Source organism: Flavobacterium sp. MMLR14_040, from assembly GCF_033657265.1.
Taxonomy (GTDB): domain Bacteria; phylum Bacteroidota; class Bacteroidia; order Flavobacteriales; family Flavobacteriaceae; genus Flavobacterium.
In genome coordinates this window covers 172,357-194,704 of sequence record NZ_JAWVWO010000006.1, presented here as the reverse complement: position 1 = coordinate 194,704, position 22,348 = coordinate 172,357, and the positions used below count along the sequence as shown (strand labels likewise).

Annotated in this window: 19 protein-coding genes; 18 read left to right on the top strand and 1 reads right to left on the bottom strand. The window is 33.7% G+C overall.

The window, feature by feature from the left end:
* Positions 1-168 precede the first annotated feature (168 nt).
* The 15 genes from SD960_RS10770 to SD960_RS10700 all read left to right on the top strand — a co-directional run bounded on the left by SD960_RS10770 (position 169) and on the right by SD960_RS10700 (position 17,717).
* The gene (locus SD960_RS10770) at positions 169-2,436 is read left to right on the top strand and encodes a M1 family metallopeptidase (RefSeq protein WP_318802899.1); all 2,268 of its coding nucleotides are present in this window, start codon (positions 169-171) and stop codon (positions 2,434-2,436) included.
* Between the two features lie 545 nt (positions 2,437-2,981).
* Positions 2,982-3,623: a GNAT family N-acetyltransferase gene (locus tag SD960_RS10765; RefSeq protein WP_318802897.1), complete on the top strand. Its 642-nt coding sequence runs from the start codon at positions 2,982-2,984 to the stop codon at positions 3,621-3,623.
* A 61-nt stretch (positions 3,624-3,684) separates the two neighbouring features.
* Positions 3,685-4,878 carry an argininosuccinate synthase gene (locus SD960_RS10760; RefSeq protein ID WP_318802894.1) on the top strand — a complete coding sequence of 398 codons (1,194 nt, stop codon included), beginning with the start codon at positions 3,685-3,687 and terminating at the stop codon, positions 4,876-4,878.
* Positions 4,871-5,848: an N-acetyl-gamma-glutamyl-phosphate reductase gene (gene argC / locus SD960_RS10755; RefSeq protein ID WP_318802892.1), complete on the top strand. Its 978-nt coding sequence runs from the start codon at positions 4,871-4,873 to the stop codon at positions 5,846-5,848. Before SD960_RS10760 ends, argC begins: the two co-directional genes overlap by 8 nt.
* 158 nt (positions 5,849-6,006) lie before the next feature.
* Positions 6,007-7,146, top strand: coding sequence for an aspartate aminotransferase family protein (locus SD960_RS10750; protein WP_318802891.1), 1,140 nt, complete (start codon positions 6,007-6,009; stop codon positions 7,144-7,146).
* An 84-nt stretch (positions 7,147-7,230) separates the two neighbouring features.
* Positions 7,231-8,424, top strand: coding sequence for a glutamate-5-semialdehyde dehydrogenase (locus SD960_RS10745; RefSeq protein WP_318802890.1), 1,194 nt, complete (start codon positions 7,231-7,233; stop codon positions 8,422-8,424).
* 168 nt (positions 8,425-8,592) lie between these two features.
* Positions 8,593-9,354 (top strand): glutamate 5-kinase, encoded by a 762-nt coding sequence (gene proB / locus SD960_RS10740; protein WP_318802887.1) that lies wholly within the window; start codon positions 8,593-8,595, stop codon positions 9,352-9,354.
* A 107-nt stretch (positions 9,355-9,461) separates the two neighbouring features.
* Positions 9,462-9,863 (top strand): GxxExxY protein, encoded by a 402-nt coding sequence (locus SD960_RS10735; RefSeq protein ID WP_318802886.1) that lies wholly within the window; start codon positions 9,462-9,464, stop codon positions 9,861-9,863.
* A gap of 67 nt (positions 9,864-9,930) precedes the next feature.
* Positions 9,931-10,878 carry an N-acetylornithine carbamoyltransferase gene (locus SD960_RS10730; RefSeq protein WP_318802884.1) on the top strand — a complete coding sequence of 316 codons (948 nt, stop codon included), beginning with the start codon at positions 9,931-9,933 and terminating at the stop codon, positions 10,876-10,878.
* A 103-nt stretch (positions 10,879-10,981) separates the two neighbouring features.
* On the top strand, positions 10,982-11,755 hold the full coding sequence (argB, locus tag SD960_RS10725) for an acetylglutamate kinase (RefSeq protein WP_318802881.1): 774 nt from the start codon (positions 10,982-10,984) through the stop codon (positions 11,753-11,755).
* Positions 11,756-11,958: 203 nt separating this feature from the next.
* Positions 11,959-13,029: a M20 family metallo-hydrolase gene (locus tag SD960_RS10720; RefSeq protein ID WP_318802878.1), complete on the top strand. Its 1,071-nt coding sequence runs from the start codon at positions 11,959-11,961 to the stop codon at positions 13,027-13,029.
* Between the two features lie 239 nt (positions 13,030-13,268).
* Complete coding sequence (gene argH, locus SD960_RS10715; protein WP_318802875.1) at positions 13,269-14,549, top strand: argininosuccinate lyase; 1,281 nt, start codon at positions 13,269-13,271, stop codon at positions 14,547-14,549.
* Between the two features lie 287 nt (positions 14,550-14,836).
* On the top strand, positions 14,837-15,412 hold the full coding sequence (locus tag SD960_RS10710; RefSeq protein WP_318802874.1) for a hypothetical protein: 576 nt from the start codon (positions 14,837-14,839) through the stop codon (positions 15,410-15,412).
* Between the two features lie 146 nt (positions 15,413-15,558).
* Positions 15,559-16,557: a DUF2157 domain-containing protein gene (locus SD960_RS10705; protein WP_318802872.1), complete on the top strand. Its 999-nt coding sequence runs from the start codon at positions 15,559-15,561 to the stop codon at positions 16,555-16,557.
* On the top strand, positions 16,554-17,717 hold the full coding sequence (locus tag SD960_RS10700) for a hypothetical protein (RefSeq protein ID WP_318802871.1): 1,164 nt from the start codon (positions 16,554-16,556) through the stop codon (positions 17,715-17,717). The genes SD960_RS10705 and SD960_RS10700 overlap by 4 nt, the downstream gene beginning before the upstream one ends.
* Positions 17,718-17,802: 85 nt before the next feature.
* Here the strand turns inward: SD960_RS10700 and ytxJ are convergent, their stop codons facing one another.
* Positions 17,803-18,192, bottom strand: coding sequence for a bacillithiol system redox-active protein YtxJ (ytxJ, locus tag SD960_RS10695; RefSeq protein ID WP_318802869.1), 390 nt, complete (start codon positions 18,190-18,192; stop codon positions 17,803-17,805).
* Between the two features lie 207 nt (positions 18,193-18,399).
* Between ytxJ and clpB the strand changes: the two genes are divergently transcribed.
* The 3 genes from clpB (at position 18,400) to SD960_RS10680 (ending at position 22,228) form a co-directional block, all read left to right on the top strand.
* The gene (gene clpB, locus SD960_RS10690; RefSeq protein WP_318802868.1) at positions 18,400-21,003 is read left to right on the top strand and encodes an ATP-dependent chaperone ClpB; all 2,604 of its coding nucleotides are present in this window, start codon (positions 18,400-18,402) and stop codon (positions 21,001-21,003) included.
* 157 nt (positions 21,004-21,160) lie between these two features.
* Positions 21,161-21,283, top strand: coding sequence for a hypothetical protein (locus SD960_RS10685; protein ID WP_042564396.1), 123 nt, complete (start codon positions 21,161-21,163; stop codon positions 21,281-21,283).
* A 54-nt stretch (positions 21,284-21,337) separates the two neighbouring features.
* Positions 21,338-22,228, top strand: a complete 891-nt coding sequence (locus SD960_RS10680) for a DUF808 domain-containing protein (protein ID WP_318802863.1) — start codon at positions 21,338-21,340, stop codon at positions 22,226-22,228.
* Positions 22,229-22,348: the final 120 nt, after the last annotated feature.

Here is a 22,348-nt window from a genome sequence, read left to right as displayed (position 1 = left end):
AATTAGTTTTAAAAGTGATGTAAATATATTTTATAAAATTTAGTTTTTTAAGAAAATCGCTTAAATTATTTTTTTTATAAAATTTTGCTAAACTTTAATTTAAGGTTAATTTTTTCTCTGTAAATAGCTTTTTTTTTCATTAATTTGCTACATAAACAGCTAAAAAATATGAAAAAACAATCCACAAAAGCCTTATTAACCATGGCTTTGTTTGTAGGGATTTCTTCTGTTTGGGCGCAACAAACGCCAGCTACAACAGCAGTTACCCCTGTTAATAATTACAATTACCACGATGCTTTTGCACCACATTTTTACACTAAAAATGGTAGTCCAACTCGTTCTGCCAGCGGTCAGCCGGGAGTTGAATACTGGCAAAACAGAGCTGATTATCAAATAACAGCAAAATTAAACGGGACTACAAATGAAATTACTGGTACAGACGAAATTACATATACCAATAATAGTCCTGATAAATTGTCTTTTGTTTGGTTGAATTTAGATCAAAATTTATTTAAAGAAGACTCAAGAGGAAATGCTGTTGTTCCTTTAACAGGAAGCCGTAACGGAGCGCAGGGTCAGGTTTTTGAGGGCGGAAATAAAATTAAATCGGTAAAAGTAATTTCTGGAAAGAAAAAAACAGAAACTGATGTAAAATACGTAGTTACAGATACAAGAATGCAAATTTTCCTTCCGGAAGAATTAGCTTCAAAAGGAGGATCTGTAAAAATTAAAATCGAATTTTCGTTCATTGCACCTTTTGAGGGATCAGACAGAATGGGAGTTTTAGAAACCAAAAACGGAAAAATCTTCACCATTGCACAATGGTACCCGCGCATGTGTGTGTATGATGACGTAAGAGGCTGGAATACTGCACCGTATCTAGGGGCTTCTGAGTTTTATTTAGAGTACGGTGATTTTGATGTAAAAATAACAACTCCTGCCAATCATTATGTTGTAGGTTCAGGTGAATTATTAAATGGATCAGAAGTGTTTTCTGCTGAACAATTTAAGCGCTATGGAGAAGCCAAACAAAGCGATAAAACGGTAATGATTCGTTCTGCAGATGAAGTTGCTGCCACAGCAAATACAAATGCAACTGCTGAAAAAACATGGCATTATCAAATTAAAAATGCACGTGATTTTTCATGGGCATCGTCTCCGGCTTTTATCTTAGACGGAGCAAAAATAAACTTGCCAAGTGGCAAAAAAGCGTTGGCTTTATCGGCTTATCCGGTAGAAAGTGCAGGAAATGATGCATGGGGACGTTCTACGGAATATACAAAAGCATCTATCGAGAATTACTCAAAAAGATGGTTCGAATACCCTTATCCTGCCGCTACAAACGTAGCAGGAAATGAAGGCGGAATGGAATATCCGGGAATTGTTTTTTGCGGATGGAAATCTAAAGGAGATGATTTATGGGGAGTTACAGATCATGAATTTGGACACATTTGGTTCCCGATGATTGTAGGTTCAAACGAACGTTATTTTGCGTGGATGGATGAAGGTTTTAATACTTTTATCAACTCTGTAAGTTCTTACGATTTCAATAACGGAGAGTACAAACAGCCGGCTTCTAACTTACACGAAGATGCAGAATATTATACAAATCCAAAATTAGAAACTATTATGAGCTCTCCTGATAATATGAAGGAAGCAAATATTGGAGTTTTATGTTACGCAAAACCAAGCGCTGGATTGGTAATTTTAAGAGAGCAGGTTTTAGGAGAGGAGCGTTTTGATAAAGCATTACGTACTTATGTAGAGCGTTGGGCTTATAAACATCCGCAGCCGGATGACTTTTTCAGAACAATTGAAAATGTTGCCGGAGAAGATTTAAGCTGGTTCTGGAGAAGCTGGTTTGTAAACAACTGGAGATTTGATCAGGGGATCAATTCTATTAAATATGTAAAAAATGATCCTGCAAAAGGAGTGGTTATTACAGTTGAAAATTTCGACAAAATGCCAATGCCAATTATTTTGGATGTAAAAACAAAAAGCGGAAAAGTAACCAGAGTTAAATTACCTGTAGAAATCTGGCAGCGTAACAACGATTGGTCTTTCAAACATAATTCTACAGAAGAAATAGAAAGCATTACTTTAGATCCCGATCATGCTTTTCCAGATTATAACGAAAGCAATAATGTTTGGAAAGCGGGAAACGGCAAAATTGAAAAAGACATTATTCTTGATGGTTATTTAGGAAATTATGTTACTACCAAATCACCTTTGACAATTGAAATGACAGAGAAAAACAGCATTTTAAGCGCAGAACTTCCAAACTATCCAAAATTTAGTTTATCTCCTGTTGCAAATGAAAAAGATACATTCGAATCAAAAAGAGCAGGTTTAAAATTCAAGTTTAACGAATCAAAAACAGGTTTTGATATGATTGTTTTAGGTAACGGACAAGTAATTCCGTTTACTAAAAAATAAATCAAAAAATATTAAAATGTTTAAAACCCGATAGTTATTAAAGCTATCGGGTTTTGTTTTTTAGTTTCAGGCTTCAAGTTTAAAGTTTCAGGTTCAGTAAAAAACTCAGAACCTCAGAATCTTAGCAACTCAGAACCTTATAGAAAACCAACATTCCATTAAAAAAATGTTAGATTTTTATTTTTTTGTTTTGATAATTAAAAAATAGTGTACTTTTGCACCGATGAATAAAATAAGTTTATATATAACTTCTTTGTCACGGACAAACTCACCTGTAACTTCTCCCGAAGTACGGATACTATCTCTATAGTATTCACAGAGTTTTTCGCCGCGTATTTATTTATATTCATTTTTCATTTTGAAATCACATAATTTGTCCATTGGACAAACATATCCTAAAAGTATATCTTATTTTAATTATTTTCTAAATCAACTTTTTGATTTTGAGAATGTTACTTCTATTTTATCTAACTTTATTGGATGGGTTTCAAGATTTCAAACTAAACAATACGTTTTAATTTTTAACTCTAACTTCAACTATTGAAATGAAAATCTCTATTGTTGTAACTCAGGAAGCACACTTTAAATTCGCACAGGAAATTTGCGATACGATAGAATCATCTGCCTTATTAAGAGGTACTGGGATTGCTAAAAGAACTCCTGAATACATTCAGAAAAAAATGTCGAACGGTGATGCGATGATTGCTTTGGCAGATGGAAAATTTGCAGGTTTTTGTTATATCGAAAGTTGGGAGCATGGAAAATTCGTGGCACATTCTGGTTTAATTGTGCACCCGGACTACAGAAACTTAGGTTTAGCAAAACAGATAAAATCGAAAGTTTTTGATTATTCTCTACAGAAATATCCTGATGCAAAAATATTCGGAATTACGACCGGTTTGGCAGTAATGAAAATCAACTCTGATTTGGGTTATAAACCAGTGCCTTTCTCAGAGCTTACAACAGATCCGAGTTTTTGGGCGGGTTGTAAAACTTGTACTAATTTTCAAATTCTGCAAAGTAAAGAAAACAAAATGTGCCTGTGTACAGGAATGCTTTATGATCCAAAAGACAAACCAAAAGGTCCGCCAAGACATCCTTTTAACGAAGCTGTTTTGAGCAGATTAAAGAAAATTAAACAAGCCTTATTCTTAAATAAAATAATGTCTTTTGTTTTTTTATCTTAAAAACAAATAAAATAAATCTCAAACTTGCTAAGTACGAAAGTATTAGCCTAAATTATAAAAAATGAAAAAAGTTGTATTAGCTTATAGTGGAGGATTAGATACCTCGTATTGTTTGAAATATTTAAAAAATGAAAAAGGATACGAAGTTCATACCGTACTTGTAGATACAGGAGGATTTAGTGAAGAAGAATTAACAGCAATCGAAAAAAGAGCTTATGAACTAGGAAGTGCGCAACACGCCAACCTAACCATCATAGACAAATATTACGATAAAGCTATAAAATATTTGATTTTTGGAAATGTATTAAAAAACAATACATATCCATTGTCAGTAAGTGCAGAGCGTGTTTTTCAGGCAATTGAAGCCATTAAATATGCTAAAAAAGTAGGAGCAAACGCTATCGCACATGGAAGTACAGGAGCAGGAAATGATCAAATTCGTTTTGATTTGATTTTCCAGACCATTGCCCCGGAAATTGAAATTATTACACCAATTAGAGATTTAAAACTTTCCAGACAAGAAGAAGTGGATTATTTGGCTAAAAACGGCGTTCACTATTCTTGGGAAAAAGCACAATATTCAATCAATAAAGGACTTTGGGGAACCAGCGTAGGAGGAAAAGAAACTTTAACTTCGGGACAGCCTTTGCCAAGTGAAGCTTATCCTTCGCAATTGCAAAAAGAAGGAGAAGAAAAAGTGACTTTACACTTTGAACAGGGAGAATTAGTGGCCTTAAACGGTAAAAAAGATTTGCCTGAAAATAATATTGTAAAGCTTGAAAAACTAGCCAATGCTTATGCGATTGGTAGAGATATTCACGTAGGAGACACCATTATCGGAATTAAAGGAAGAGTTGGTTTTGAGGCTGCTGCACCTTTAATTATCATAAAAGCACACCATTTATTAGAGAAACACACGCTTGGTAAATGGCAGCAATACTGGAAAGAACAACTAGGAAACTGGTACGGAATGTTATTTCATGAAGGTCAGTTTTTAGATCCTGTAATGCGTAACATTGAGACATTTTTGCAAGACACACAAAAAACAGTAAACGGAACTGTAACTGTTTCGTTAAAACCATATCATTTTTCGCTTGACGGAATCGAATCTAAAAATGATTTGATGAACACAGGTTTTGGTCAATACGGAGAAATGAACAATGCCTGGACATCTGACGATGCAAAAGGATTTATTAAGATTTTAGGAAATGCACAAAACATATTTTCATCTGTAAACCATTTAACTCATGATTAATATCGGAATAATTGGTGGTTCGGGCTACACTGCCGGAGAATTGATCAGAATATTAATGTATCATCCCAATGTAAACATTGATTTTGTTTACAGCACGACGAATTCGGGTAAACCGCTTTCTGTGGCACACCACGATTTGATGGGAGACATTGAAATGAATTTTACTGATGAAATAAATCCGGATGTAAATGTTGTCTTTTTATGTCTTGGACACGGAAAATCGATTTCATTTTTGCAGGAAAATCAATTTGCAAGTCATACTAAAATCATCGATTTAGGAAATGATTTCAGATTGAACAAAGATGCTCATTTTGAAGGAAAAGATTTTATTTACGGTTTACCCGAATTGAATAAAGCAGAGATCAAAAAAGCGAATTATATTGCAAATCCGGGTTGTTTTGCGACAGCGATTCAGTTGGCTTTGTTGCCTTTGGCGAAAGCTAATTTACTAAATAATGACGTTCATATTAATGCCACAACCGGAAGCACAGGCGCTGGCGTTGGACTTTCAGAAACGTCACATTTCAGCTGGAGAAACAATAATATGTCGCATTATAAAGCTTTTGAACACCAACATTTAGGAGAGATTTCAGAAAGCCTGGTTCAGTTGCAGGATGATTTTGAAAGCGAGTTGCTTTTTATTCCAAACAGAGGAGATTTTCCAAGAGGAATTTTTGCAACCTTATACACAACATCCGACGAAAGTCTTGAACAAACCGTTGCCAAATACGAAGAGTTCTATAAAAATGAACCATTTGTAACCGTAACAACGACAAATATCAATATGAAACAAGTCGTGCAGACCAACAAATGTATCATCAGTTTAATGAAAAAAGGAAACCGGATTTTGATTACCTCAATCATTGACAACTTAACCAAAGGTGCTTCAGGACAAGCGATTCAAAACATGAATTTGATGTTTGGACTGGAAGAAACCACCGGTTTACATTTGAAACCAAGCGGATTTTAGGAAAAATTTGTTTCAGGTTTAAAGTTTCAAGTTTCACGTTCTGTACGTAACTTGAAATAAGAATACTGAACTTAAATCAGTTTCAAGTTCAAAGTTCCAAGTTTCACGTTCTGTGCCAACTTGAAACTTGAAACCTGAAACAAAACAAACAAAAAAACATGAATTTATTCAACGTATACCCACTTTACGATATAACTCCTGTAAAAGCATTAGACTGCACAATTACAGACAATAACGGAGTAGAATATTTAGACTTATATAGCGGACATGGGGTAATTTCGATTGGCCATACGCAGCCTGATTATGTACAAAAACTTAAAAATCAATTAGATCATTTAGGATTTTATTCAAATGCGATTCAGAATCCTTTGCAGGTAGAATTGGCTCAAAAATTAGGAAAACTTTCAGGATTAGAAGATTATGAATTGTTTTTATGCAGTTCCGGAGCCGAAGCAAACGAAAATGCATTAAAATTAGCTTCTTTCCATAATGGAAAATCAAGAGTTGTAGCTTTTGATAATTCTTTCCACGGAAGAACTTCTGCAGCGGTTGCTGTTACTGATAATAAAAAAATCGTGGCACCAATAAATGCACAGCAAGTAGTTACTTTTTTACCATTAAATCAAATTGAATTAGTTGAAGCTGAATTGGCAAAAGGAGATGTTACAGCTGTAATTATCGAAGGAATTCAGGGAGTTGGAGGTTTAGACCAAGGAACAACAAAATTTTTTCAGGCATTGGAAAAAGCTTGTAAAAAACATAATGTTGTTTTAATTTTAGATGAAGTACAATCAGGATATGGAAGAAGCGGAAAGTTCTTCGCTTTTCAACATCACGGAATCAATGCTGATATTATTTCAGTTGCAAAAGGAATGGGGAACGGATTTCCGGTTGGAGCCATTTTAATTTCTCCAAAATTTGAAGCAAGTTTCGGATTATTAGGAACTACTTTCGGCGGAAGCCATTTGTCTTGTGCAGCAGGAATTGCAGTTTTGGATGTAATGGAAAAACTGAAATTACAGGATAATGTAAACGAAGTTTCAGCTTATTTTTCGGAACAAATCAAACAAGTTCCTGGAATCAAACAAGTTAAAGGAAAAGGATTAATGCTTGGCGTTGAGTTTGATTTTGATGTATCAGCTTTAAGAAAAAAACTAATTATTGAGAAACATATTTTTACAGGAAGTGCGAACAACAAAAATCTATTAAGAATTTTGCCACCGTTAACAGTTAAAAAATCAGATATAGATACTTTTATTGTAGCTTTAAAAGAAAGTTTGGAAGAGCTTCAGAACTAAGTTGCCACAAATGTTAATTCGTTTAATCGTTTAACTGGTTAATCGATTAAACGAATTAACGATTAACCAATTAAACCAAAAAAAATGAACCCATTATCAATCGAAAAACGCAATCTCGTTTTACATTCTATGGCAAAACTCGTCGGGCAGGAGCGGAATCAAATAATTCTCACCAATCAGGAAGATTTATTGGCTTACGACGGCTCAGATTTAGCGATGGAAGAACGCCTGAAAGTAGATGATAAAAAGGTTGACGAGATGATTTTATCACTAAATCAACTGGCTTCTCAGGAAGATCCGGTTGGAGTAGAGCGTTTTCATTTTGTTCATGATAATGGAATAAAAGTCGTAAATAAAACTGCAGCATTCGGAACCATATTAATTATTTACGAATCTCGTCCGGACGTTACAATTGAAGCGGGTGGAATTGCTTTTAAATCCGGAAATAAGATTTTATTAAAAGGAGGAAAAGAATCCTTAAAATCAAATTTGAAGATTGTTGATTTATGGCATAAAGCTTTAGAAGAAAACGGAGTTTCAAAAGATTGGGTGGAATATCTGAATTATAATCGCGTAGAAACGCAGGCTTTCTTAGAAAAACCAACTCAAAAAGTCGATTTAATTGTTCCGAGAGGCGGAGAAAAATTAATTGAGTTTGTCAAGCAACACGCCACTTGTCCTGTAATTGTTAGCGGTCGCGGAAACAATTTTGTTTACGTTCATCAAAATGCAGATACCGATTTGGCTTTAAAAGTAATTTTGAATGCTAAAACGTCTAAAATCTCAGCTTGTAATGCTTTAGATAAAGTTTTAATCGATTCAAGATTACCCAATTTTGAAGGTTTTGTCGCCATGTTAATCGAAGCTTTGATTGAATCAAAAGTTGAAGTAATCGTCGATAAATCATTAGAAAATTTCGAAAATACCGAAACGCTTCAAAATGAAGATATTTGGTATGAAGAATTTTTAGATTATAAAATCGTAATCGGAACAATTGATTCTGAAGAACATGCAATCGAAAAAATCAACAAATATTGCGGAGGACATTCGGCAGCAATAATTACAAAAGATGAACATATTGCAAAACAATTTATGGAATCAATTGATGCCGCAGCAGTTTATCACAACGCCTCAACCCGTTTCACAGATGGCGGACAATTTGGCCTGGGTGGAGAATTAGCGATAAGCACAGATAAATTACACCAACGCGGACCAATTGGTTTACAACATCTTGTAACCAATAAATGGTACGTTTACGGAGAAGGACAAATTAGGTAATTGAGATAATTGGGCAATTAGATAATTAGATAATTTTGATCTTATCTTTAGATAAAGCTTTGCGAACTTACCATTTGCAAAAACAAACAATATAAAAAAAACTTTGCGCCCTTTGCGGTAAAAAGAAACTTAGTGCCTTAGTGCCTTTGTGGCAAAACCAAAACAAAAATGAGCAAAAAACGGATTTTATTAAAAATAGGAAGTAATACTTTAACCAAAGAGACGAATCATATTTCGCGGGGAAAGATCGAAGATATTGGTATGCAGATCGCCGCATTAAACAAAGATTACGAATTTGTAATCGTAAGTTCCGGAGCAATTGCAGCTGCCAAACAATTTGTAAAACTAGAAAGTAAAGGAAAAGAAATTGCATTGAAACAAGCTTTAGCTTCAATAGGACAACCTCATTTAATGCGGATTTTCCATGAAAATTTCAGCGATTTAGGATTATTGACATCACAATGTTTGCTTTCCTATTCAGATTTCGAAAAAGATCAGTCGAAAGTAAATATTGTCAATACGATAAATGTTTTGGTTGAGAACAATTACATTCCGATTATTAATGAAAACGACACCGTTGCCACAGATGAGATTCGGTTTGGAGATAACGATAAATTAGCAGCATTAACGGCGGTTCTTTTAAATGTTGATATTCTGATTATTGCAACCAATACAAATGGAATTTACACCAAAGATTCGATTCACGATGAAAATCCTGAAACGATAAAATTGGTAAATGATCTGAAAGTATTAGAAAAAGAAATCGGAGAATCAAAATCATCACACGGAACAGGCGGAATGCAATCCAAAATCGAAGCAGCAGGAATCGCAAAAGCCGCCAAAATAGAAACCTGGATCGTAAACGGATTAAATGATAATTTTATTTTAAAAGCATTAAAGGATGAAATTTCGTTTACTAAGATTTTGTAAATTGAACGCGGATGAAACGGATTCGCTATCGCGAAGACGCAGATTTAAACGGATTTTATAATCGATTATAATTTTTATGTATTATATTTCGTTCAAAATTAGAAAAAATGAAATTATTGCATCAAGAATTAACTGATATCATTATTAAAACTTTTTATGAAGTGTATAATGAATTGGGATATGGTTTTTTAGAAAGAGTTTATCAAAATTCGTTGTATTTAGAATTGAAAAGTAAAGGTTTAAAGGTTGAAGCTCAAAAGAAAATAGAAGTTTATTATAAAGGAATTGGAGTCGGACAATATTATGCCGATTTGATAGTAGAAGATTTAATTATATTAGAATTAAAAGCAGCAGATTGTATAGTGAAAGAGTTTGAAAATCAAATATTAAACTATTTAAAAGGAACAAATTGCGAAGTAGGATTACTTTTAAATTTTGGAACAAAACCAGAATTTAAGCGGAAGATTTTCGAAAATAATAGAAAATTAAGAATAGAAAAATCCGTATAAATCAGCGTCTTCGCGATAGCGAATCAGTTTAATCAGCGTCTAATTTTAGACAACTAACAAAAAAATCATGAATTATATTTCAATACAAGATATCGACTCATTATCAAAATGGGTAAAAGGCGCGTTAAAAATAAAGAAGAACCCGCTTAAAAATCAAAAATTAGGAAAGAATAAAACCTTAGGAATGTTATTCTTTAACCCGAGTTTAAGAACGCGTTTGAGTACTCAAAAAGCGGCTATAAATTTAGGAATGAATGTTATGGTAATGAATTTTACCAACGAAGGCTGGACATTAGAATTCGAAGACGGAGCTGTCATGAATTCAGGCGCTTCAGAGCATATTAAAGAAGCGGCAGAAGTAGTATCTCAGTATTGTGATATTATTGCGATTCGTGCTTTTGCAGGTTTGGTAGACAAAGAAAAAGATTATGCTGAAACTGTAATTTCAGGATTTTTGAAACATGCAACAGTGCCAATTGTGAATATGGAAAGTGCAGTTCGTCACCCAATGCAATCTCTGGCTGATGCGATTACGATGGAAGAATACAAAACAAAACACAAACCAAAAGTTGTTTTATCCTGGGCGCCGCATCCAAAAGCGTTGCCTCAGGCAGTTGCCAATTCATTCGTAGAAATGATGCAAATGCAAAAAGATATGGATTTTGTAATCACACATCCTGAAGGTTACGAGTTAAGTCCGGAAATAACAAAAGATTGCAAAATCGAATACGATCAAAACAAAGCATTCGAAAATGCTGATTTTGTTTACGTTAAAAACTGGAGCAACTTCAACGATTACGGAAAAGTAACCAACAGCGATTCAAATTGGACCGTTACGGCCGAAAAAATGGCTTTAACCAACAACGGAAAATTTATGCATTGCCTTCCGGTTCGTCGTAACGTAATTGTAAGCGATGAAGTTATTGACAGCGAGAATTCAATCGTAATTCAGCAAGCGAATAACAGAACGTATTCGGCACAATTAGTTTTACAAAAGATTTTAAAGAAGTTATAATTTGAGGTGTAAAGGCTCAAAGCGACAAAGGTTCAAAGGTTTTTAAAACCATCAAAAAAACCTTTGTGCCTCTGAACCTTTGTTCCTCTGAACCTTGAAAGCAATGGATGTTAAAGTAATAAAAATTGGTGGAAACATTATCGACAATCCAACAGAATTAGAACAATTCTTAACCGACTTTTCTAAAATAGAAGGATACAAAGTTTTGGTTCACGGTGGTGGAAAATCGGCTACAAAAATGGCACAAAACATTGGTTTAATACCTCAAATGATTGACGGCCGCCGAATTACCGATGCTGCAATGCTTGATGTTGTCGTAATGATTTACGCCGGACAAATCAATAAAGACGTTGTCGCACAATTGCAGGCAAAAAATAACAATGCAATGGGATTTTCGGGAGCGGACGGAAATTTAATTCAATCCACAAAACGCAATCATCCAACAATTGATTACGGTTTTGTAGGCGATGTAAAAAAAGTCAATACATCTTTATTGAAAACGCTGCTTGAAGCAGGAATAGTTCCTGTTTTCTGCGCTATTACGCACGACAAAAATGGACAACTTTTAAATACAAATGCCGATACTATTGCGAGTGAATTATCAATTGCATTATCAGAAGTTTTTGGTGTTACACTAACATATTGTTTTGAAAAACAAGGAGTTTTGCAAGATTCAGAAGATGATTCATCTGTAATAACGGCAATAAACGAAGAATTATACAACAAACTAAAAGCAGAAAAAGTAATCCATTCCGGAATGATTCCGAAATTAGATAATTGCTTTAATAGTTTATCAAGAGGCGTGCAGAAAATCAAAATCGGGCATCATAAAATGCTTCAAAATCCAGACGTTTTGCACACAACAATTACGTTATAAAAGATATAGCCACGAATTGCACAAATTTTCACGAATTAAAATTTAAAAAAATTAGCGAAAATTTGTGTAATTGGTGGCAAAAAAAAGATAGCTGCGGAAGTTGTTTTAAATATTAATTTTAGAAATTTGCGCAAATTAAAAATGTCACGGATTTAATTAAAAACTTTGTGACTTCGTGCCTTCGCGGCAAAGAAACCATAACTATGAAAAATATTGCAACGCTTACCCAGGAAGCAATTAGTTTATTAAAGAATTTGATTGAAACCCCTTCATTTTCAAGTGAAGAAGATCAAACGGCACTTTTAATAGAAAATTGGTTCAATCAAAACGAGATTCCTTTTAAAAGAGAAAACAATAATGTGTGGGCTTTCAATAAATATTTCGACGAAAATAAACCAACACTTTTACTGAATTCACATCATGATACCGTAAAACCAAACCAAGCCTATACAAACGACCCGTTTAAAGCGATTGAAAAAGACGGTAAATTATTCGGATTAGGAAGTAATGATGCAGGAGGATGTCTGGTTTCGTTACTGGCAACGTTTGTTCATTTTTACGAAAATCAAAATTTGTCACATAATATCGTAATGGTGGCTTCCGCCGAAGAAGAAAGCAGCGGAAAAAACGGTTTAAACAGTGTTTTAAAACATTTACCAGAGTTAGATTGTGCCATTGTTGGAGAACCAACTTTAATGCAACTGGCTGTAGCTGAAAAAGGTTTGCTGGTTCTTGATGTAAAAGTAAAAGGAACGGCAAGTCACGCGGCGCATCAAAACGATGATAATTCATTATATAAATCAATTCCCGTAATGGAATGGTTTAAAAATTATAAATTCGATAAAATTTCTGAAGTTTTAGGTCCCGTAAAAATGACCGTAACACAAATCAGCGCCGGAAAACAGCACAATGTTGTGCCATCAGAATGCGATTTGGTTGTTGATATTCGTGTAACAGATCGTTATTCGAATACCGAAATTTTGGAGGTTGTAAAAGCCAATGTAAATGCCGAAGTTACGCCTAGATCGATGCATTTAAATGCATCGTCTATTCCAATCGCACATGGTTTGGTTAAGGCCGGAATCGCTTTAGGAAGAACAACTTACGGATCTCCAACGCTTTCAGATCAGTCGGTTTTAAGCTGTCAGTCCTTAAAATTAGGACCAGGTGAAACCCTGCGGTCACACTCCGCAGACGAATTTATTTTCATTAACGAAATTGAAGAAGGAGTCGATTTGTATATTAAAATACTAACCGATTTCTTTAAATTATAATTATCCTATTTGTCCTCCTGAGCGAACTCGAAGGATTTTTCTTTTGGAATTTAATTTCATTTAGGAGCTAATCCCGCTATCCGTTACAATCTTTTGTGCCGAACCCCGGCACAAAAGGATTTTCACTACTATCGGGGCTAGGGCATTCAGGTAATAAAGAAACATAGTAATAAATAAAAACTTTGTGAATCTCTGAGCTTTCTTTGAGAAACTCTGTGAAACAAAAAAACATACATCTTATGAAACTTTGGGAAAAAGGAATACCAACAGATAAACAAATCGAACATTTCACTGTTGGAAACGATCGTGAACTTGATTTGGTTCTGGCAAAATACGATGCTTTAGGTTCAATTGCACATGCTAAAATGCTTGGGCAAATTGGATTATTAACTGCGGAAGAAACAACTTCTCTAGTTGATGCCTTAAACGATATCATTGCAGATATTGTCGTTGGAAATTTCGAAATTGAAGATAGTTTTGAAGACGTACATTCTAAAATAGAATATTTACTAACCGTAAAATTGGGCGATGCCGGAAAAAAAATCCACACGGCGCGTTCTCGTAACGATCAGGTTTTGGTTGATGTTCATTTGTATTTAAAAGATGAATTAAAAGCTTTAAAAGAACAAGTAAAAACATTGTTTGACTTGTTGATGGAATCGGCAGAAAAGCACCAAAATGTATTGTTGCCAGGTTATACACATTTACAAATCGCCATGCCATCCTCATTCGGAATGTGGTTTTCTGCTTATGCGGAAAGTTTAATCGATGATGTAACGATGTTAAACGCAGCTTCAAAAATTGTAGATCAGAACCCGTTAGGTTCTGCAGCAGGTTACGGAAGTTCTTTCCCAATCAACAGAACGTTTACAACTCAGGAATTGGGTTTTGAAACCTTAAAATTCAATGCTGTTGCCGCGCAAATGAGCCGTGGAAAAGCCGAGAAAACCGTTGCTTTTGCAATGAGCAGCGTTGCAGCAACACTATCAAAATTTGCAATGGACGTTTGTTTGTATATGAGCCAGAATTTTGATTTTATTAGTTTGCCAGCGCATCTTACAACAGGTTCGAGCATTATGCCACACAAAAAAAATCCAGATGTTTTTGAATTAATCAGAGGAAAATGCAACAAGATTCAGGCGCTTCCATACGAAATCACTTTAATCACCAATAATTTGCCAAGCGGTTATCACAGAGATTTACAGCTTTTAAAAGAAGGTTTGTTTCCGGCACTTCAAAACTTAAAAGCATGTCTTGATATTGCCATTTTTTCGGTAAAAGATATTACAGTAAAAGACAATATTTTAAAAGATAAAAAATATGATTATCTGTTTACAGTGGATACTTTAAACGAAATGGTTGTGGCTGGAATGCCGTTTAGAGATGCTTATAAAGCGGTAGCCGAACAATTGGAAGGCGGAACATATCAATCTCCAAAAGAAACAAAACACACGCACGAAGGCAGTATTAATAATCTGTGTTTAGATGCTATTAAAGATAAAATGAAAGCTGCTTTTTAAAGTATTTTCAATTCATAAAAACCGATTTGTATTTACAAATCGGTTTTTTTATACAAGATTAGCGTAGTAAAATACATATGATATTTTTAAAATCAGGAATTCTATTACAACTAAAAAAATATTTCTCTAAAAATTAATAAAAAGCAAAATACTTAAAGTGCTTATTTCCTAATAGTTAATGTTTTTAAATTCTGACTGCTCAAATTAGCGGTTTTTTTCTGTTAAAAAATTATTAAAATTTTTGAATTTTCAGATTATATTCGCACCAAATTTAAAAATTTATGAAAATGAACATTACAAAAAAATTTGCAGTAGTATTATTTATTTGCGCATCAATCTTCACTGGTTGTTCTAGTGATGATGACAAAAATGAAACTGAAGTTGTTGATACAGCAACTTTAAAAACGTTTAAAGATGTAACTTTTTCTTTAGATTATTCTGAAGGATTTGATGCAGGACGTTTCTTCTCAACAGAAACTGGTAAATCTTACAAAAAGAGCCAAATTGACGCTGCTACTTTGCCAAAGGTTGATATAGCTTTTTACGGAGGTAGTTCTTCTTTGAATTTTTTCGTTAGCCCTAATGATTCAGAAGATGGTCTTGGTAGTACGGCAAAAAATACAGATTTCATTAATAATGTTACAAATCAGTATACTATTGAGCAATTCAATAAATTAGAAAAAGGAGAAGATTTAAATAGTTTAACTATTACTGATGATGGTGAAGCATTTCCAGATAGTAAATTACCTCTTGTAGTTTTGTTTAAAAATGCTGCTGGTAAAAAAGGAGTTATCTATGTTAAATCTGTAACTAGAGTTGGATCTAATCCTAGAATTGTTGCAGATATTAAAATCCAAAAATAATTAAGGATCATATCTAAAATTATAATATTTAAATGCGCCAGTAGTTTCTGGCGCATTTTTTTTGAATAATCACTGCTCAATTTAAAATAGAAAAAATTCAGGCGAAATACATACATTTGGATAATTAGTTATCTTAAATTTATAGTATGATAAAATTTGAAGAGCACACAACCCAAAAACTTTTAGACAAAAATCTAATTACTGAAAATCAATATCAGGAAATTAAAATTTACCGCGGTCTGAATATTTTTTCGCTGAATGCCGAATTAAAGTTTTTTCTTTATTTATCTGTCTTACTTTTTACTTCGGGAATTGGGGTTTTAATTTATAAAAATATTGACAGTATTGGGCATGTCGCCATTCTATCGATTCTCTTTATACTCGTTTGTGTTTGCTTTTATTATTGTTTTAAAAACTCAAAAGGATTTCAAAAAGAAGAAACAGTTTTCGAACATCCTGTTCTGGAGTATTTGGTTTTGGCTGGCAATATTTTGACTTGTATTTTTATAGGATATCTACAGTTTCAATATGAGGCGTTTGGTACGCATTATGGTCTGGCAACTTTGATTCCAACCGTAGTCAGTTTTTGCTGTGCTTATTATTTTGATAACAAAAGCGTTCTAACCATTGCAATAACTGGTTTAGCAGCTTATATAGGGCTTTCGGTAACACCTCAGGATTTACTAAATAAAAATAACTTTTATGCAGATCAAAGCCTGAGTTATTCTGCCATAATGTTAGGTGTTTTACTTATTTTATGGACAGTTTATAGCTCTCGAATTCAATTAAAAACACACTTCAATATTATTTATCTCACTTTTGCTTTGCATATTATTAGCATTGCTGCAATCAATAATTTAATAAACGATTATACTGGCATTTGGCTTTTATTTGCTCTTATTCTGGCGGGTTCCTCTTTTTATTTTTATAAAATCAGTCACGAACTCAGGGCTATTTCATTGTACGTTTTTATGATTGTTTACGCTTACGTAGGTTTCAATATTATACTATTCCGAATTTTTGAGTCTGTAGATTTTTCAGATATCTGGATGTTATTTGTTTTAATGCTGCCAGCTTATTTTATTGGCTCAATTGTATTATTTATTAAACTGATTAAAAAATTCAACAAAGAAATAGCAGAATGATTATACACGATAAAAAATTATTAGACGATTTAGCTTTGCTAGAAGAAGCAGATTCTTTGCAAAAAGCAGGTTTTATCAGCAAAGAACAAAAAGATATCATAAAAAAGCAATTACCAGATTTTAAAGCGCACAACAATATTTTAGTGCGATTAGGATTTTTTTTATTAGGATCATTTTTGTATTCGTCAATATGCGGCACAATTTCATTACTGGGTCTAAGCGGAGAACGATTCTTCTTTGAAATTTGCTGCTATCTTTTTGCAGGAGTTGGTTTTGCGGGTGCAGAAGTATTATCCAATCAAAAATATTACAGACATGGTTTAGATGATGCTTTTATTTTGGGAATGATCATGAATATTGGTTTTGCAGTTGCCATTACAACAGAAGGATATGAATTGATAATTGCAATTTTCGTTTCCATTGCTTCATTTTTGGCTTACAGAAGATATTTACACCTATTATCGATGCTAGTTTTTTGTCTGGCTTTGTCGGCAGTTTTATTTTATGGAATGTTTGAAATTGGAACTATCGGAAAAACAATTTTGCCTTTTGTAGCCATGATACTTGCAGGAGTTTTTTATTTCTTCACTAAGGTCAAAATTAAAAGTCTAACAGAAAGTTATTATTATAACGGACTTTTATTAGCCAATAGTTTCTGTTTGATTCTTTTTTATCTTTCGTGTAATTATTTGGTAGTAAGAGAACTCTCAGCCGAACTTTTAGGAAATGAAGTTCTTCCCGGACAGGATATTCCGTTTTCTTATTTTTTCTATGCTTTTACGTTTATTGTTCCGGCTGTTTATTTGGTGCAAGCTTTAAGGACCAAAGACAGAATTATGCTTTGGATTAGCTTTTTAGCTATTGCTTTTTCAATTTACACAATACGATTCTATTATTCTGTTTTACCAATAGAAGTAGCGCTAACACTAGGGGGAATGGTTTTATTTACGATAGCTTATTTTTCAATAAGAAAATTAAAAAATAATGAAGTTGGAGTAACTTTTAAACCGGACAGAATTAATAATTCAAATGCCTTATTGAATGCCGAAGCTTTAATTGTAGCTTCGACTTTCGGCTTAAAACCAGAAGTAAAAACAGAATCTCCAATGGAATTTGGAGGAGGAGGCTTTAGCGGAGGAGGCTCCGACGGAAGTTTTTAATTTTTTTACCATTAAGAGATTAAGAAAATAAAGTTTAGTCTTAATGAATCTTAATGTCTTAATGGTAAGTAATTTAAGTTTAATTTTAAACTTTACTTTTCAATGCTTCTGCATCAATATCGCTGTGTGAAACATCATACACAGCTTTTCCGTTTTTGATTAGAATCAATTGGGGAGATTCGTGATATACATTAAATTTTTGTGCAATTTCATTCGAAATATCACGGTGTGCAATTAAATCAAGAAAGTAAGCATCAACTGTATCATTTAATTCAAATTCACGCTCAAATTGTTTTAAAGCCATTCGGCTAATACTGCATCTTGTGCTATGTTTGAAAATGACAACCGGCTTGTCATTAGAAATAGCTTCAATTTCCTGTAACTGTAATACATCAGTCAATTCAGTCCAGTTTACATTGCTTTTAGGAGAATCTGCATTCTCTGAATTTCCGAAGATTGAATTTAAAAAACTCATATTTGACTTGTTTTATGACTTTTTGACGTTAATAATTAGCTAAAAAGCTACATGAAGCGCCATTTTGTCTGTAATTTTAGTGTGGAATATATTTTGAAATATAGAAGCAAAGTTAGCCTATTTAAAGTTAAAACTTAATGCAATAAATTCTAATTTTAATTTAATCGAATATCAAAAATAAAAAATCAATCCTAAATCGTAAAAAATATGAACATAAATAAATTTACAACTAAATCCCAGGAAGCCATTCAGCTTTCACAGCAACTCGCACAACGCAACGGGCAGCAACAAATAGAAAACGAACACATTTTTAAGGCTATTTTTGAAGTAGATGAAAATGTAGCGCCTTTTATTTTGAAGAAGCTCAACGTAAATGTGCCCTTGTTTTTGCAAATTTTAGATTCAACAATTCAGAGTTTTCCAAAAGTTTCAGGAGGCGATATCATGCTTTCCAGAGATGCCAATAAAGCTTTGAATGAAGCTGAAATTATCGCACAAAAAATGAACGACGAATACGTTTCGATCGAACATTTAATTCTGGCAATTTTCGATTCGAAAAGTAAAGTAGCCCAAATTTTAAAAGATCAGGGCGTCACCGGAAAAGGCTTAAAAGCTACTATTGAAGAACTTAGAAAAGGCGAAAGAGTAACTTCGGCATCTGCAGAAGAAACATATAATGCCTTAAATAAATACGCTAAAAACTTAAACGAATTAGCAAGTACAGGAAAACTGGACCCGGTTATTGGGCGTGACGAAGAAATTCGCCGTGTATTGCAAATTCTTACCCGTAGAACAAAAAATAATCCAATGCTGGTAGGTGAACCCGGAGTTGGTAAAACCGCTATTGCAGAAGGTTTGGCGCACAGAATTGTAGATGGCGACGTACCAGAAAACTTAAAAAACAAAATTGTTTTTTCTCTGGATATGGGAGCACTTATTGCCGGTGCAAAATACAAAGGAGAATTTGAGGAACGTTTAAAATCAGTCGTAAAAGAAGTTACAGCTGCCGAAGGTGATATCGTTTTATTTATTGATGAGATTCACACACTTGTAGGCGCAGGTGGAGGTGAAGGCGCAATGGATGCGGCAAATATCCTGAAACCGGCTTTGGCTCGTGGTGAATTAAGAGCGATTGGAGCAACAACTTTAGATGAATATCAAAAATATTTTGAGAAAGATAAAGCCTTAGAGCGTCGTTTTCAAAAGGTTTTGGTTGATGAACCGGATACCGAAAGTGCAATTTCAATTTTACGTGGAATAAAAGAAAAATACGAAACGCACCATAAAGTTCAGATCAAAGATGAAGCGATTATTGCGGCTGTAGAATTATCTCAACGTTATATTACAAATCGTTTTTTACCAGATAAAGCAATCGATTTGATGGACGAAGCAGCTTCTAAATTGCGTATGGAAATCAATTCTAAACCAGAAGAACTGGATGTTTTAGATCGTAAAATAATGCAATTGGAAATTGAAATTGAAGCCATAAAACGTGAAAAAGAGGAAAGCAAGCTGAAAATTCTTCACATGGATTTGGCGAATTTGAAAGAAGAACGCAACGAAATCTACACCAAATGGAAATCTGAAAAAGATGTTGTAGACGGAATTCAGGCTGTAAAATTAGAAATTGAAGATTTTAAATACGAAGCAGAGCGCGCTGAACGTGACGGAGATTATGGAAAAGTAGCCGAAATTCGTTACGGAAAAATAAAAGAAGCACAAGAGCGTCTTGATGTTTTACAAAAACAATTACAGGAATATCAATCTGGGAATTCTTTAATTAAAGAAGAAGTAACCCGCGAAGATATTGCCGAAGTTGTTGCAAAATGGACAGGAATTCCGGTCATGAAAATGCTTCAGACAGAGAGAGAAAAACTGCTTCATCTGGAAGAAGAATTACACAGAAGAGTAGTAGGTCAGGAAGAAGCGATTGAAGCTGTGAGTGACGCCGTTCGAAGAAGCCGTGCCGGATTGCAGGATATGAAAAAACCAGTAGGGACATTCTTATTTTTAGGAACAACCGGAGTTGGTAAAACAGAGCTTGCAAAAGCATTAGCAGAATATCTTTTTGATGATGAAAATGCGATGACGCGTATTGATATGAGTGAATATCAGGAACGTCACAGTGTGAGCCGTTTGGTTGGTGCGCCTCCGGGATATGTGGGTTATGATGAAGGTGGACAATTGACAGAAGCGGTGCGTAGAAAACCATATTCAGTAATTTTATTAGACGAAATAGAAAAAGCACATCCAGATACTTTCAATATTTTATTGCAGGTTTTAGATGAAGGCCGATTGACAGACAACAAAGGTCGTTTGGCTGATTTTAAAAACACGATTATCATCATGACATCCAACATGGGAAGTCAGATTATACAAGATAAATTTGAAAATCTAAAAGGAAGTGTAGAAGCCGCAACCGAAGCTGCAAAAGTGGAAGTTTTAGGATTATTGAAACAAACTGTTCGCCCTGAATTTATAAACCGTATCGACGAAATCGTAATGTTTACGCCATTAACAGTTGATAATATTTCAAGAATTGTGAGTTTACAATTGAAGAGCGTTAGTAAAATGCTGGCTTTACAGGGCATTACAATGGATGCAACGCCAGAGGGAATCAAATATCTTTCAGACAAAGGCTTTGATCCTGAATTTGGTGCAAGACCGGTAAAACGTGTTATCCAAAGAGAAGTTTTGAATCAATTATCAAAAGAAATTCTCGCGGGAAATATCACAACAGACAGTATTATTTTAATTGACGCCTTTGATGGTAAATTGGTTTTTAGAAATCAAACACAGCCTGTTGAGTAATTTTTTTAGTTTAAATATTCAAAAAACATCAGTGGAGACACTGGTGTTTTTTTTAATGCTTAAATTAAATCCGTAAATAATGAAACTTTTTTCAAAATTGTTATAAAGAAAAACGCTATTTATTTGATCATCTTTACCCTAACTTAAAACAACTATTATGAATAACTTATTTAGAGGATTATTGGCAGGTTACGGCGCAAAAAAATTAGGAGGCGGATGCTTCGGAACTATTTTTGTATTTATTATTATTTGGGTGCTATTGGGCCAATGCAGTCATTAATTTGTAGAAATTAATTAATTTAAAAGTATTAAATTCGCAAAAAATAAAAATAAAATGGCATCAGGTTTTTTCGTACTATTAGATGATATCGCAGCAATTATGGATGATGTTGCAGTAATGAGCAAAATTGCAGCAAAAAAAACTGCAGGTATTTTGGGCGATGATTTAGCTGTAAATGCTGAAAAAGCTTCAGGATTTGCATCATCAAGAGAACTGCCGGTATTGTGGGCAATTAGTAAAGGTTCACTCCTTAACAAAATTATCATTTTGCCAATTGCGTTTTTATTAAGTGCATTTTTACCTGTTGCAATTATTGTAATCCTTGTACTTGGAGGATTATTTCTGGCATACGAAGGAGCAGAAAAAATATACGAATTTATTTTTCCTCACAAACACGAAGAATCAGAAGGAATAACAGAAGAAGTTTTAACAGAAGAAGAAATCCTGGCTGTTGAAAAAGGTAAAATAAAATCAGCAATTGTAACCGATTTTATATTATCTGTAGAAATTGTAATTATCGCTTTGGGAACAGTAATCGATGAGCCGTTAATGCAGCAAATCGTGGTAACATCAATAATTGCTGTAATTGCTACAGTTGGAGTTTATGGTATTGTTGCTCTGATTGTAAGAATGGATGAAGCTGGTTATAAACTTATTAAATTTAGTAAAAGAGAAAAAAGTATCTCAAAATTTATAGGTAATATATTGGTAAAAGCACTTCCATTGGTTATTAAAGGTTTAACGGTAATTGGTACAATTGCATTACTTTTAGTTGCCGGAGGTATCTTCGTTCATTACATCCCATTCTTCCACCATGTGGTGCCTACAATTAAATTGCCTTCCATTTTAAAAGAATTTGTAATCGGTCTGGCATTAGGGTTTGTCGTTTTAGGAATTGTAAATCTTTTTAAAATGATATTTAAAAAGAAAGAAGTGGCAAAATAATTGATGATATAAAACGTTGATTTGTTGTTGGTTATTTTTAAAAATTCAATTTTAACAATTTTTTCAGGCAACCAAAACAACTTATTAGTATCTATGTAAAAAATAAGAATAAACAATCAC